The following is a 13,931-nucleotide window of genomic DNA, read 5'->3' as shown; positions in this document are numbered from 1 at the left end:
GACGAGCGGACGCGTGCGGACAGCGCGCGGCGCTCGGGACGCCGACGATGCCCACCCCCGGTCCCCGGTCCCCGGTCCCTGGTCCCGTGCGCCTCACGGCACCCCATCCAACGCAGTCACCCGCACCGACTCGCAGTCGTACACCTTCTCCATCTGCAGGCGCAGGGTTTCGCCCGGGCGGTTGCCGTCGACCACCATCTGCAGGTGCCAGCGGCCGGCGTCGTCGGCCACCGGCTCGCCGGCGATCGACAGCGGCGCGAAGCCGCGCCGTTCGGCCATGCCGATCGCGCGCAGCAGCGCGCCCTCGACGGGCTTCAACACCAGGTCAAGCCGGTATCGCATGGGATGCCTCCTGGCGCAGCAGGGCGGGGTTGCTTTCCAGCATGGTGCTGTTGGCGGTGTTGGGCGGCACCAGCGGCCACACGTTGGCGCGCGCGTCGATGGCCACGTGCAGCAGCGCCGGTCCCGGCTGGGCCAGCAGTTCGGCCAGGCCGTCCTCGACCTGGCCGCGCGCGGTGATGCGCCTGGCCGGGATCCCGAACACCTGCGCCAGCGCGGCGAAGTCCGGGTTGTCGGACAGGTCGATCTCGCTGTAGCGCTCGGCGAAGAACAGCTCCTGCCACTGCCGCACCATGCCCAGCGAGCTGTTGTCCAGCAGCACGATCTTCACCGGCAGCTTGCAGCGGGCGATGGTGACCAGCTCCTGCACGTTCATCATGAAGCTGCCGTCGCCGCTGACCAGCACCACGGTGCGGTCCGGGCAGGCGAACTGCGCGCCCATCGCCGCCGGCAGGCCGAAGCCCATCGTGCCCAGCGCGCCGCTGGTCAGGTGGTTGCGCGGGTGGTTGAAGCGGCAGTGCTGCGCGACCCACATCTGATGCTGGCCGACGTCGCAGGCGATGATGGTGTCGGCCGGCGCCAGCTCGCTCAGCCGCTTCAGCAGGCCGGGCGCGTAGATGTCCTCGCCCGGCGCGTCGTAGCGCGCGCCGAACTTCTCGCGATGGGCGATGCAGCGCTGGTGCCACGGCTCGCAGGTGCTGCGCGCCGCGCTCAGGGCGCGCAACGCCGCGGCCACGTCGCCGGGCACGGCGATGTTGGCCGTGCGCAGCTTGGAGATCTCGCAGGCGTCGGCATCCAGGTGGATGACCCGCGCGAACGGGGCGAACTCGGCCAGTTTGCCGGTGGCGCGATCGTCGAAACGCGCGCCGACCACGATCAGCAGGTCCGATTCCTGCACCGCCATGTTGGCCGCGCGGGTGCCGTGCATGCCGAGCATGCCCAGGTAGTGCGGATGGCCGTACGGCAGCGCGCCCAGGCCGCGCAGGGTCAGCACGGTCGGGATCCGGGTGGCCTCGACGAACTGGCGGAACGGCTCCACCGCGTCGGCCAGGGCGATGCCGCCGCCGCCGTAGATCACCGGCTTCTCGGCACCGGCGATCGCCGCCAGCACCTCGGCCAGCGCCGCCTCCTGCGGCGCGGCCGGGGCCGGCACCGCCGCCGGCACATGGTCGGGCAGCTGCGAGGCGTCGGCCAGCTGCACGTCCTTGGGCAGGTCGATCAGCACCGGCCCCGGGCGGCCCTCGCGGGCGATGCGGAACGCGTCGCGGACCACCTGCGGCAGGTCCTCCACCCGCCGCACCAGGAAGCTGTGCTTGACGATCGGCAGGGTCAGCCCGAACACGTCCAGTTCCTGGAACGCGTCGGTGCCCAGCAGCGGCGTGGCGACCTGGCCGGTCAGGCAGATCATCGGCACCGAGTCCAGCATCGCGTCGGCGATGCCGGTGACCAGGTTCGATGCGCCCGGGCCGGAGGTGGCGACGCACACCCCGACCCGGCCGCTGGCGCGGGCGTAGCCGTTGGCGGCCAGCGCCGCGCCCTGTTCGTGGCGGACCAGGATGTGCTTGAGCTGGCTGTCTACCAGCGCGTCGTAGAACGGCATGATGGTGCCGCCCGGATAGCCGAACAGCGTGTCCACGCCTTCGGCTTCCAGGGCCTGCGTCAGCCAGCGCGCGCCGTTGCGGGGCGTGCCGTGAGCGGAGGAGTTCATACGGTGGCGACCTTTGGTCTGAAGCGGGTGGGGGAGCCGCGGGTTACGCGGCTTGCTGGCCGGTGGCGGCCGGCGCGGCTGCGGCGGCCTGCTCGCCGTTGAGCCACACCATCTTGGCGCGCAGCTGCTTGCCGACCACTTCGATCGGGTGGTCCAGGTCGGCCTGCTTGAACTTGTTGTAGTTGGGCAGGCCGGCTTCGTACTCGGCGACCCAGTTCTTGGTGAAGGTGCCGTTCTGGATGTCCTTGAGCACGTCGCGCATGCGCTCCTTGGTGGCCGCGTCGATGACCCGCGGGCCGCTGACGTAGTCGCCGTACTGCGCGGTCTCGGAGACGAACTCGAGCATGCGGGTGATGCCGCCTTCGTAGAACAGGTCGACGATCAGCTTCAGTTCGTGCAGCACTTCGTAGTAGGCGATCTCCGGCTGGTAGCCGGCTTCCACCAGCACTTCGAAGCCGGCCTGCACCAGCGACGAGGCGCCGCCGCACAGCACCGCCTGCTCGCCGAACAGGTCGGTCTCGGTCTCTTCCTTGAAGGTGGTCTTGATCAGGTTGGCGCGCGCGCCGCCCAGGCCGGCGGCGTATTCGAGCGCGAACTGCTCGGCCTTGCCGCTCTTGTCCTGGTACACCGCCCAGATGCACGGCACGCCGCGGCCGATCTCGTATTCGCGGCGCACCAGCGCGCCCGGGCCCTTCGGCGCGACCAGCACCACGTCCAGGTCGGCGCGCGGCTGGATCATGTCGAAATGCACGTTCAGGCCGTGCGCGAACAGCAGGCAGGCGCCCTGCTTCATGTTCGGCGCCAGCACTTCCTCGTACAGCTTCTTCTGCACCATGTCCGGGGTCAGCACCGCGACCAGGTCGGCGTCCTTGACCGCGTCGGCGGGGCTCTTGACCACGAAGCCGTCGGCCTGCGCCTTGGCCTCGGTGGGGCCGCCCGCGCGCAGGCCGACGGTGACGTCGAAGCCGGACTCGCGCAGGTTCAGCGCGTGCGCGCGGCCCTGGCTGCCGTAACCGACGACGGCGATCTTGGTGTGGGGCTGGGCGGAACTGGTCATGGTGCGGATTTCCTCGGGACGGTGTTGGAAGGGAGGGATGGCGTTTCGCGGCTACTAAAATGCAAAACCCCGCGCCGTTGCCGGTGCGGGGTCTGATCGAATCCAGGCTGCTTGTCGCTTACACGCCGGTTCGTCCCGCACTTGTGGGCGAGGTAATAAGCACGAGTACGAGGAGCGACGCCGCAGCGTCCGCGCGCAGTGCGGCGGGCTGGAGGGTCGGCTTCGGGCTGGTGTGGCGATGCAGCATGCAGCGAGATAAACATGGGCTTCGCGCGGCTGTCAACCCTGCTGCCGGCGCGCCATGGCGAATGTGCCGAAAGCCGCACCAGCACTGCATCGTTACGCCTGAAACGGAGTGCGCACGGCGTTGCCGCCACGCCGATTGCGCGGAAAACCCGCCGTGCCGCACGCCACGCGAAAGGTCTACAGGCCGGCGCGCCGCTACGGTAATCTGGTGCGGCTCCAGTCCGCCGGCCGACCTGGCCGGTCTTCCGCTTCGATGAGTCCCGGGCGCATGCGTCTCGACCCAAACTCCGACCGCGTCGCCTGCGACGTCCCGGCCGCGGCGCCGGCTGCGACCGGCGCCGGGCAGATCACCGCGCTGTTGCGGCGCTGGCGCGCCGGCGACGCGCATGCCGAGGCGCAGCTGCTGGCCGCAGTCTACGACGCGCTGCGCGAGATGGCCGCCGGACGGATGGCGCGCCACGACGACGGCGTGCTGCAGCCCACCGCGCTGGTGCACGAGGCGCTGCTGCGCATGCTCGATGCCGACGTGGCCTATCGCGACCGCGTGCACTTCTTCGCGCTGGCGTCGCTGAAGATGCGCGCGGTGCTGGTGGACTACGCGCGCGCGCAGCTGGCCGCCAAGCGCGGCGGCGGCGCGATGATGATGACCCTGTCGCATGCAGACCGCGACGGCGTGGCGGCGCAGGAGGAATACCAGGTGCTGGCGCTGCACCAGTCGCTGCAGCGTCTGGCCGGCTACGACGCGCGCGCCGCGCGCGCGGTGGAACTGGCCTACTTCGGCGGCATGACCCACGACGAGATCGCCAGCGCGCTGGAGGTGTCGGTGCCCACCGTCGAGCGCGACCTGCGCATCGCCCGCGCCTGGCTCAAGCGCGAACTCAGCGACGAGGCGCGGCGGTGAACGAGGATCGCTGGCGGCAGATGCGGCACCTGTTCGAGGCGGTCTGCGACCTGCCGCCGGCGCAGTGGCAACCCAGCCTGGAACGGCTCAGCGGCGATCCGGCGCTGGTGCAGGAGACCCTGGCGCTGCTGGCGGCGCAGACGCTGCAGCTGCAGCAGGTGGCGCAACCGCTGCGCGCGCTGGCCGAGCGCGTGGCCGCGCCGGAACTGGGCGTGGGCGACCGGCTCGGGCCGTGGCGGCTGACCCGGCACCTGGCCAGCGGCGGCATGGGCAGCGTGTTCGTCGCCGAGCGCGCCGACGAGCAGTACCGGCAACAGGTGGCGGTGAAGCTGCTGCGCGGCCTGCCCGATGCCGCGATCGCGCGGCAGCTGGCCGCCGAGCGGCAGATCCTGGCCAGCCTGCAGCATCCCAACATCGCGCGGCTGTACGACGGCGGCGCCACCCCGTCCGGGCAGCCGTACCTGGTGATGGAGTACGTCGACGGCATCGGCCTGGACCGCTACCTGCAGCGCGAACGGCCCGACCTGCACGCGCGCGTGCAGCTGTTCCTGCGCATCTGCCGCGCGGTGCAGGCCGCGCACCAGCAACTGGTGCTGCATTGCGACCTGAAGCCGGGCAACGTGCTGGTGCGCGCCGACGGCGAGCCGGTGCTGCTGGATTTCGGCATCGCCCGGTTGCAGGACGCGGCCGACGGCGGCGAGCGCGGCAGTTTCTGCACGCCGCCGTACGCGAGCCCGGAACTGCTCGCCGGCCAGCCGGTCGGCGTGGCCGGCGATGTCTACAGCCTGGGCGCGATGCTGGTGGAGGTGCTGAGCGGGCAGCGGCTGCCGCGGCCGGCGCCGGGCGCGCCGCAGGCCTTGCCGCTGCCGAGCGCGTCGGGTGCCGAGCCGGGCCTGCAGCGGCGCCTGCGCGGCGACCTGGACGCGATCGCGGCCAAGGCCTGCGCGCTCGATCCGGCGCAGCGCTATGCCGCGGTGGCCGAACTGGCCGCCGACCTGCAGCGCTATCTCGGCCGCTACCCGGTGCATGCGCGCCGCGGCGGGCGCCGCTACGCGCTGTCGCGGCTGTTGCGCCGGCGCTGGAAGGAGAGCGCGGCGGTCGCGGCGATGCTGCTGCTCAGCGCCGGCTTCATGTGGCGGCTGCTCGACACGCGCGCGCAGGCGCAGCGCGAGGCGGCGATCGCGCAGCAGGTGAGCCAGTTCCTGACCGCCGCGTTCGACGCCGCCGATCCGCGCAAGCGCGGCGCCCGCGGCACCGAGACCATCAGCGCGCGGCAGGTGCTGGACAGCTGCGCGATGCAGCTCGACCAGGGGCTGGCGCAGTCGCCGGCGGTGCGCGCGCGGCTGCGCGCGACACTGGGCCTGGCCTACATGAATCTCGGCCAGGGCGAGCGCGCCGAGGCCATGCTGCGGCAGGCGGCGACCGAACTGCAGGGCGCGCCGGTCGACGAACCGGCGCTGGCGGCGGCGGCGTGGAGCGATCTGGCGACGCTGCTGGCCAACGACGAACGCGGCGACGACGCACTGGCGGCGGGCCGCCAGGCGCTGGCGCTGGCCACGCGCAGCGGCGACCTGGATGCGCTGGCCAAGGCGACCAATGCGCTGGGGCTGGGACTGCACCGCACGGCGCGCTACGCCGAGGCGCAGGCCATGCTGCAGCGTTCGCTGGCGCTGCGCCGGCAGCCCGGAGTCAAGGTCGACGGCGGCGAGGCGACCGTGCTGCACAATCTCGGCCTGGTATTCAAGGCGCAGGGCCAGTACGCGCAGGCCGAGCCGTGGTTTCGCCAGGCCCTGGCGATGAAGCGGCGCGAGTACGGCACGCGCAGCGTCGACTATCTCACCAGCGCCGATGCGCTGGCGCAGTCGCTGGCCGAACAGGGCGCGCTCGGCGCGGCCGCCGCGCAGTTGGCGCAGAACCTGGAACTGGCGCGCGCGCTGTACGGCGAGCGCAGCGAGCACGTCGCCAGCGCGGAGAACGAACTGGCCTCGGTGCAGCAGGATGCCGGCGACTACGCCGCCGCCCGCAGCCACTACGCGCGCGCGCTGGCGCTGCTGCCCGGGCTGGGGCTGGAGGGCAGCGTCGATCACGCGCGCTACCTCAACAACCTGGCCACGCTGGAGGAATCGCGCGGCGCGCTGACCACGGCCGAAGCCCTGTACCGGCAGTCGTGGCAGATCCGGCTTCAGCGCCTGGGCGCGGACAACCCGATGACGCTCAACGCCGAAGGCAACCTCGGTCGCATGCTGATGCGCCAGGACCGCCTGGCGGAAGCCGAGCCGCTGCTGACGCGCGCGGCCGATGGCATGGCACGGCTGTACGCCGCCGACCATCCGCGGCGGCTGATCCAGGGCATGACCCGGATCGAATGGTCGATGCGTCGCGGCGATCTGGCGCGCGCGCGGCGCGACCTGGATGCGCTGCGGCCGGCGTCGGGATGGCCGTCGCCGCAGTTGCAGCGGCGGCGCGATGCGCTGGCCGCGGAACTGGCGCAGCGCGCCGGCGACGTGGCTGAGGCGATACGCGACTGGCAGCGGCTGGTGCAGGCCAACCAGGCCGAACTGGGCGCGGACGCGGTGCCGACGGCGATGTCGCGGGTCGCGCTGGCCGAGGCCCTGCTCGCGGCCGGGCGCCATGGCGAGGCGCAGGCGCAACTGCGGCAGGCGCAGCCGGTGCTGACCGCGCAGCTGGCGCCGGAGGCCGAGGCGCTGCGCCGCCTGCTCGCCGGCCAGGCGCTGGCGTCGCGCTGAGCCGGTTCCACTGCGCGTTGCGTCGGTTCAATGCCGCAAGGGCGCTGCCTCGACGCGTGCAGCCGACGACGTTCCGGTAGCTGCCCGATCGAGTTCGGCGCCATCGCGGTAGGAGCAGCCTTGGCGGCATGGCCATGGCCGCGGCGAACGTGGTCGGCGACTTCCCGTCGGGGTTGTCGGCTGAAGCGCCGGTGCATGCGATGCCTGCGCACGTTCCATGGGCGCCGCTTCCTGTGGCCGGTCGCCCGCGAGGCGAAGGGTCGCCGCTCCAGGCGCGGCAGGAGCGCCGCGGCATGGCTTCGCGACGGCCCGCCGCCGGCAGGTGCGGGCGTGCCGCGCAGCGACGACAATGGCCCGCCCTGCCGGAGCCTGCCGATGGATCGTACCGACGAACAACCGCCCGCCGCGCCCGACGAGGCCGCCAGCGCCGAACGCATCGCCTACGAGTGGAGCCTGCTCGGCGATCCGCCGCCGGCCGCGGCGCCGCACCTGCAGCGCAAGGCGCCGTTGCCGACGCTGCTGGACGACGCGCGCATCGCCGCCGCGCTGCGGCTGATGGAGCGCAACCCGGCCGGGCCGCTGTCGCTGGATGCCATCGCCGGCCATGTCGGGCTGAGTCCGTTCCATTTCCAGCGCACGTTCCTCGAGGCCATGGGCGAGACCCCGAGCGCGTACCTGCGCCGGGTGCGCCTGGACCGCGCGGCGATGAACCTGGCGATGAGCAACACCCCCGTGCTGGACATCGCGCTGACCTGCGGCTATGCCAGCCACGAGGCCTTCATCCGCGCGTTCCAGCGCCAGTTCGGGCTGGTGCCCAGCCAGTACCGCGCGTTCGCGCGGCAGGTGTCGGTCGGCCCGGCGCCGGGCGACGCCGAGCGCGCCGCGCACGCGCGGGTGGCCCGGCATGGCGGCCAGCGCCTGCTGGCGCTGCGCTTCTTCGGCCCGTGGACCGACGTGGAGGATTACTGGCGGCGCTTCGCCGAGGTGCTGCGCGGCATCGGCATCGACCCGGACGCGTGCCAGGCGGTCGGCGTGATCAAGGACACGCCCGAGATCACGCCGGCGCCGATGCTGCGCTACGACTGCGCGATCGTGGACACCGGCATCGACGCGACCGGCAGCGCGCTGACCGCGATCGACTTCGAGCCCGGGCGCTACGTGTCGCTGCGCCACCAGGGCGCCTATACCGACCTGTTCCACAGCTACCGCGCGCTGAGCTTCGCCTGGCTGCACGGCGCCGGCGAGATCTTCGCCGCCGACGCCAACGGCGGCTACCAGTTCTTCCGCCAGCCGCCATGGCGCCCGCGCGAGGGCCGCCACGACCTGGACGTGGTGCTGCCGCTGCAGGGCTAGGGCAGACGCTCCACCGCAAGAGCGATCAAGCGGCGCCCCTGCCGCCTGGGCATAGTCGCGCCGAGCCCCGGGCTGCGATGCGGCGCGGGGCGGGATGCCGGTCACGGTTCGTGCCGGCGGACAGCGCATGCGATGGCGCATCACGGCAAAGGGGGCGGGCATGGATCGGCCATATCGGACGGGCCACGATGCGGACATTGCGCACGGCGCGCTCTGGCCGCTGGGCGATGCGCCGGCCGTGGACGATGCCGCCGACAGCCCGGCGATCCGCCTGCTCGGTGTGCCGGCGCTCGGCGGCCGCGCGCCGGCGGTGGACCTGCGCTACCGCAAGAGCTGGGCGCTGCTGGCCTACCTGGCGTTGCAGCGGCGCGCGCACCGGCGCGCCGCGCTGGCCGGCCTGTTGTGGCCGGCGCTGCCCGAGCCTGCGGCGTTGACCAACCTGCGCCAGGTGGTCGGCGACCTGCGCCGCGCGCTGCGCGCGATCGACCGCCAAGCGTGGTTGCGCTGCACGCGTGCCACGCTGGCGCTGGACCCGAGCGCCCGCTGCGATGTCGATGCGCTGGAAACCGGCAGCGCCGGCGATGCCGGCGGCGCGCTGCTGGAGGGCATCGAACTGGACGACTGCAGCGAGTTCCAGGGCTGGCTGCAGGCGGCGCGCGCGCAGTGCGCGGCGTATTCGGCCTGCTGGCTCGAACGCCACCGCGACGCGCTGCTGGCGGCCGGGCAACTGCGCTCGGCGATCGGCCTGGCGCGGCGCCTGGCGGCGCTGGACCTGTGCAACGAACGCTACGCGCGCGGGCTGATGCGCGCACTGGCCAGTGCCGGCGCGCCTGAGCTGGCATGGCTGGAATTCGAGCAGTTGCAGCGCCGGTTGCGCAATGAACTGGACGTGGCGCCGGCGGCCGATACCACGCAGCTGGCGGCGGCCCTGCGCGCGGGCGCCGTGCCGCCAGGCTGAGCGCTTGCGCAACGACAGACAAGGCCGTTCCGTCGCGAATCCCATTGCAGGCGACGCACTAGCAGTGTACCGACTCCGGGTGGCCCCGGGTCGTCAGTCGCGACAGGCGCTACGGCGGCGACCGACGGCGGAATGCCGTCTCCACAACCTCTCGATACTCTGCCGACCGCAAGCGTCTGAGCGGGGAACGCTCCGACGCTTTCGCGCGAGCGGAAGGCAGCGCATCGCGCCGCCGAAATGGGCCGGCAAGATCGATGCGTGGTTGGCGCGCGCGGCGCGCGTGCTCATGCAGCGTTGCCAGCAGCCGGGCCGTCGCGGTCGGTGCCGTGCGTGCGCACGCAGCGTGCTGCCGCGCGCGCGGCGCCGGCCGCGCCGCGGCAGTCGGCCGGAATGGCCTCGGTCGCCGGGGCGGCGTGTGCCGCACGCGCGACCGGTGCCAGCAGCAGGTCGCGCGCGTCGGCGCTGCACAGCGGCAGGGCGCTGATGCCGCCGAGCGGTGGCGCGGCGGCAGCGGCAAGGCGCGCCAGCGAGGCGTGCCCGGCGTCGGCGGGCGCCACCGCGGCGGGCAGCAGCATCGCCGCGCCGAGCGCGATGCGTCGAAACGATTGGAGCAGCATGGCCGGGTGATCCGCTTGCCGGACCCGCGCCGGACGGCGTGGGTACGCACGCGGCAGGCATGCGCGATGCAGGGATAGGCCCGTGCCGTAACCGCCGCGTAAGCCGTTCGTAAGCGCTGCGTAAGCGCGGCCGGCATCGCCGCCACCGATGCCTCGCCGCTGCAGGGCGCGGCCGCGTCGGGTAGGGTGGCGCGGTATCCACCGAGGGAAGCTGCGCATGTCCGTTCCGACCATCCGCCTGGCGCTGCTGTGCGCCGCGCTCGCCGTGCCGCCGTCGCTGCACGCGGCCGACCGCATCACCGGCCAACCGTTCGCCACCCGCTCCGAAGTGATCGCGCCGCACGCGATGGCCGCCACCTCGCAGCCGCTGGCCACGCAGATCGCGCTGGACACGATGAAGGCCGGCGGCTCGGCGGTGGACGCGGCGATCGCCGCCAACGCCGCGCTCGGGCTGATGGAACCGACCGGCAATGGCGTCGGCGGCGACCTGTTCGCGATCGTGTGGGATCCGAAGACGCACAAGCTCTACGGCTACAACGGCTCGGGCCGTTCGCCGAAGTCGCTGACTCTGGCCGAATTCCAGCGCCGCGGGCTGAAGGACATTCCGCCGACCGGACCGCTGCCAGTGTCGGTGCCGGGCGCGGTGGACGGCTGGTTCGCGCTGCACGAGCGCTTCGGGCGCAGGCCGATGGCGCAGAACCTGGCGCCGGCGATCCGCTACGCGCGCGAGGGCCACCCGGTGGCCGAGACCATCGCCTACTACTGGGACCGCTCGGTGCCGCGGTTGTCGCAGTATCCCGGGTTCAAGGAGCAGTTCACCGTCGATGGCCGCGCCCCGCGCAAGGGCGAGCTGTGGAAGAACCCGAACCTGGCCGACACCCTGCAGCAGATCGCCGACGGCGGCCGCGACGCGTTCTACAAGGGCAAGATCGCGCGCACCATCGACGCCTACTTCAAGACCAACGGCGGCTTCCTCAGCTACGAGGACCTGGCCAGCCATCGCGGCGAATGGGTCGAGCCGGTCAGCACCAACTACCGCGGCTACGACGTGTGGGAACTGCCGCCCAACAGCCAGGGCATCGCCGCGCTGCAGATGCTCAACATCCTGGAGGGCTACGATTTCTCCAGGATCGCGTTCGGCTCGGCCGAGCACGTGCACCTGTTCGCCGAGGCCAAGAAGCTGGCCTTCGCCGACCGCGCGCGCTTCTACGCGGACCCTGCGTTCCAGCCGGCGCCGCTGGCAAAGCTGATCTCCAAGGACTACGCCGCCCAGCGCCGCGCGCTGATCTCGATGGACAAGGCGCTGAAGGAAGTGCAGCCGGGCACGCCCAAGCAGCTGGAGGAGGGCGACACCATCTACCTGACCGTGGCCGATGCCGACGGCATGATGGTGTCGCTGATCCAGTCCAACTACCGCGGCATGGGCAGCGGCATGGCGCCGCCGGGGCTGGGCTTCATCCTGCAGGACCGCGGCGAGATGTTCGTGCTGAAAAAGGATCATCCCAACGGCTACGCGCCGGGCAAGCGCCCGTTCCAGACCATCATCCCGGCGTTCGTGACCAAGGACGGCAAACCGTGGCTGAGCTTCGGGGTGATGGGCGGGGCGATGCAGCCGCAGGGCCATGTGCAGATCGTCATGAACCTGGTCGACTTCCGCATGAACCTGCAGGAGGCCGGCGACGCGCCGCGGATCCAGCACGAAGGTTCGACGGAGCCGACCGGGCAGGCCACCGCGATGAGCGACGGCGGCGAGCTGAACCTGGAAACCGGCTTCGCCTACGACACCATCCGCGCGCTGATGCGCAAGGGCCACCGGGTGATCTTCGCCGACGGCCCGTACGGCGGTTACCAGGCGATCGCGCGCGACCCGGCCAGCGGCGTGTACTACGGCGCCTCGGAAAGCCGCAAGGACGGCCAGGCCGCAGGCTACTGAGCCGCCGCCGGCGTCGTGCCGATGGACGGCTGCGAAGGCTCGCGGCCGTCCTGGCGGATTCGGGAGTACCTTTGCGGGTACGGCGGCGCCGCGCCGCCGCCTCGCGCGTGCGCTCGGGGGGCGATGGCGAAACGGCAGATCAGATTGCCCGGTCGCGGCCGATACTGATCCCAGCTAGCTTCCTGGAGGGGAATGTCATGTCGCTATCCGCATCAAGCCCGGGCGTGGACGCCAGACCGGCGGCGCCGTTGCCGGACGCGCCTGTGGCGCTGCTGCGCCTGGATACCCAGGGGCGCCTGCTGGCGGCCAACCGCGCCGCGCTCGACCTGCTGGCGATACGCCAGGACGCGCTGCTCGGCGAGCCCAGCGAGGCGGTCTGGGGCCTGCCGCTGCAGGCCCTGTCCGGCGGCGAAGGCGTGTGGCAGGCGCCCGGCGGCGACCCGGCACGGCGCGTGCGCTACCAGCGCGATCGCGATGGCGGCGGCTGGTTGCTGTCGCTGCCGCATGCCGAGACCGCGGCGCTGCTGCGCGACGTGGCCCTGCTCGGCGCCGACAGCGGCGTGGCGACGACGCCGGCGCTGCAGCCCATCGCCCAGCGCCTGCAGGCCACCGCGCAGGCGCAGGCCCTGCTGGACCGGATCGGCGAGCACCTGACCGGCTGCGACCTGGACCTGGGCCTGTCGACCCCGGTGTCGGACGCCGAGGCCGCGGCGATGGCCGGGCGCCGGCTGTCCGCCGGCTTCGGCAACCTGGCCGAGGCGATCCGCCAGGCGGTCGCGCTGTCGTTGCAGATCGCCGCCGAGGTGCCGCACGTGGTCGCCGAGAACGACGAGCTGGCGCGCCAGTCGCAGACCCAGGTGGAGGCGCTGGAGACCGTGGTCGCCAGCACCCGACGGCTGCTGCAGAACCTGCAGGACATGGGCCAGGAGCTGCGCTCGGTGATCGCGCTGGCGGCCAGCGCCGACGACGGCGCGCGCCAGGGCGTGGAAGCGGCGCGCGCGCTGGGCCAGGCGATGCGCGAAGTCGAGCGGCGCTCGGCGCGCGCCAACGAAGTGATCGAGGTGATCGACTCGGTGGCGTTCCAGACCAATATCCTGTCGATCAACGCCAGCATCGAGGCGGTGCACGCCGGCAGCGCCGGGCGCGGCTTCGCCGTGGTCGCCAGCGAGATCCGCCGCCTGGCCGAGCGCGCGGCCACCGCGGCGCGCGACGTGCGGGTGATCATCGGCGAGACCGGCGTCGCCTTGCACGAAAGCGCCGCGTCCGCGCAGCGCACCGAGCAGGTGCTCGGCAGCATCGGCGAACTGCTCGGCCGCGCCAGCGGCGCGATGGAGGCGGTCGCCACGCGCGTGTCCGCGCAGGGCGGCGAGATCGGCGAGATCGACCGCACGGTCGAACACGTGGTCGGGCTGAGCCGCAGCAACCTGGAGCATGCCTCGCGCGTGGTCGAGCGTAGCGAGGCGCTGGCCGCCAGCAGCGCGACGCTGCACGACTGCGTCGGCCTGTTCCGCCTGCCGGACGACCCGATGCGCCAGCCGCGCCATGCGCGGGTGCGCGAACTGGCGACCGCGACCGCGGCGCGGATCGGCCAGGTGCTCGGCGATGCGGTCGCGCGCGGGCGCATCGGCGCCGATGCGCTGTTCTCCACCGAATACCATCCGATCGACGGCGTCGACCCGCCCAAGTACCGCACCGCGTTCGACGCGCTGTGCGACGAACTGCTGCCGCCGCTGCAGGAGCCGCTGCTCGCCGCGCACCCGTGGATCGTGTTCGCGATGAGCATCAACGGCGACGGCTACGTGCCCACCCACAACCTGCGCTACAGCCAGCCGCTCACCGGCGACCGCGCCCGCGACCTGGTCGGCAACCGCACCAAGCGCCTGTTCGCCGACCGCGTCGGGCTCGGCGCCGGCCGCCACACCGAGCCCTACCTGTTGCAGGTGTACCGGCGCGACACCGGCCACATCATGTTCGACCTGTCGGTGCCGGTGTACGTGCGCAACCGGCATTGGGGCGGGCTGCGCGTGGCCTACGTGCTGGAGTGAGGTCGCGTCCGCGCCGCTTCGGGGGCG

10 protein-coding genes are annotated in these 13,931 nt (G+C 72.7%); 6 read left to right on the top strand and 4 right to left on the bottom strand.

Annotated elements, in window-relative coordinates:
• Nucleotides 1-93: 93 nt before the first annotated feature.
• The 3 genes from JR065_RS17445 to ilvC are packed head-to-tail and all read right to left on the bottom strand — an operon-like array spanning nt 94 to nt 3,104.
• Nucleotides 94-342: an ACT domain-containing protein gene (locus JR065_RS17445; RefSeq protein ID WP_206235604.1), complete on the bottom strand. Its 249-nt coding sequence runs from the start codon at nt 340-342 to the stop codon at nt 94-96.
• Complete coding sequence (ilvG, locus tag JR065_RS17440; RefSeq protein WP_206235602.1) at nt 326-2,047, bottom strand: acetolactate synthase 2 catalytic subunit; 1,722 nt, start codon at nt 2,045-2,047, stop codon at nt 326-328. The genes JR065_RS17445 and ilvG overlap by 17 nt, the downstream gene beginning before the upstream one ends.
• A 43-nt stretch (nt 2,048-2,090) precedes the next feature.
• On the bottom strand, nt 2,091-3,104 hold the full coding sequence (ilvC, locus tag JR065_RS17435) for a ketol-acid reductoisomerase (protein WP_206235601.1): 1,014 nt from the start codon (nt 3,102-3,104) through the stop codon (nt 2,091-2,093).
• A 514-nt stretch (nt 3,105-3,618) separates the two neighbouring features.
• Between ilvC and JR065_RS17430 the strand changes: the two genes are divergently transcribed.
• The 4 genes from JR065_RS17430 to JR065_RS17415 all read left to right on the top strand — a co-directional run bounded on the left by JR065_RS17430 (nt 3,619) and on the right by JR065_RS17415 (nt 9,309).
• Entirely contained in the window at nt 3,619-4,251 is a 633-nt protein-coding gene (locus JR065_RS17430; RefSeq protein WP_206235600.1) for an ECF-type sigma factor, read from the top strand.
• On the top strand, nt 4,248-6,998 hold the full coding sequence (locus JR065_RS17425) for a tetratricopeptide repeat protein (RefSeq protein WP_206235598.1): 2,751 nt from the start codon (nt 4,248-4,250) through the stop codon (nt 6,996-6,998). The genes JR065_RS17430 and JR065_RS17425 overlap by 4 nt, the downstream gene beginning before the upstream one ends.
• Nucleotides 6,999-7,373: 375 nt before the next feature.
• The gene (locus JR065_RS17420) at nt 7,374-8,351 is read left to right on the top strand and encodes an AraC family transcriptional regulator (RefSeq protein WP_206235597.1); all 978 of its coding nucleotides are present in this window, start codon (nt 7,374-7,376) and stop codon (nt 8,349-8,351) included.
• 160 nt (nt 8,352-8,511) lie between these two features.
• Entirely contained in the window at nt 8,512-9,309 is a 798-nt protein-coding gene (locus JR065_RS17415) for an AfsR/SARP family transcriptional regulator (RefSeq protein WP_206235595.1), read from the top strand.
• A 284-nt stretch (nt 9,310-9,593) separates the two neighbouring features.
• Here JR065_RS17415 and JR065_RS17410 read toward each other — a convergent pair whose 3' ends face one another.
• The gene (locus tag JR065_RS17410) at nt 9,594-9,884 is read right to left on the bottom strand and encodes a hypothetical protein (RefSeq protein ID WP_206235594.1); all 291 of its coding nucleotides are present in this window, start codon (nt 9,882-9,884) and stop codon (nt 9,594-9,596) included.
• Nucleotides 9,885-10,143: 259 nt separating this feature from the next.
• Here JR065_RS17410 and ggt point away from each other — a divergent pair, with 259 nt between their 5' ends.
• Both ggt and JR065_RS17400 read left to right on the top strand, forming a co-directional pair.
• Entirely contained in the window at nt 10,144-11,859 is a 1,716-nt protein-coding gene (ggt, locus tag JR065_RS17405) for a gamma-glutamyltransferase (protein WP_206235593.1), read from the top strand.
• 197 nt (nt 11,860-12,056) lie between these two features.
• Nucleotides 12,057-13,904, top strand: a complete 1,848-nt coding sequence (locus tag JR065_RS17400; RefSeq protein WP_206235592.1) for a methyl-accepting chemotaxis protein — start codon at nt 12,057-12,059, stop codon at nt 13,902-13,904.
• Nucleotides 13,905-13,931: the final 27 nt, after the last annotated feature.

Origin of the sequence: Xanthomonas sp., from assembly GCF_017163755.1 — a bacterium.
Lineage (GTDB): Bacteria > Pseudomonadota > Gammaproteobacteria > Xanthomonadales > Xanthomonadaceae > Xanthomonas_A.
Note: the sequence above shows the minus strand (reverse complement) of the source record. Positions and strands in the feature narration are given on the sequence as shown.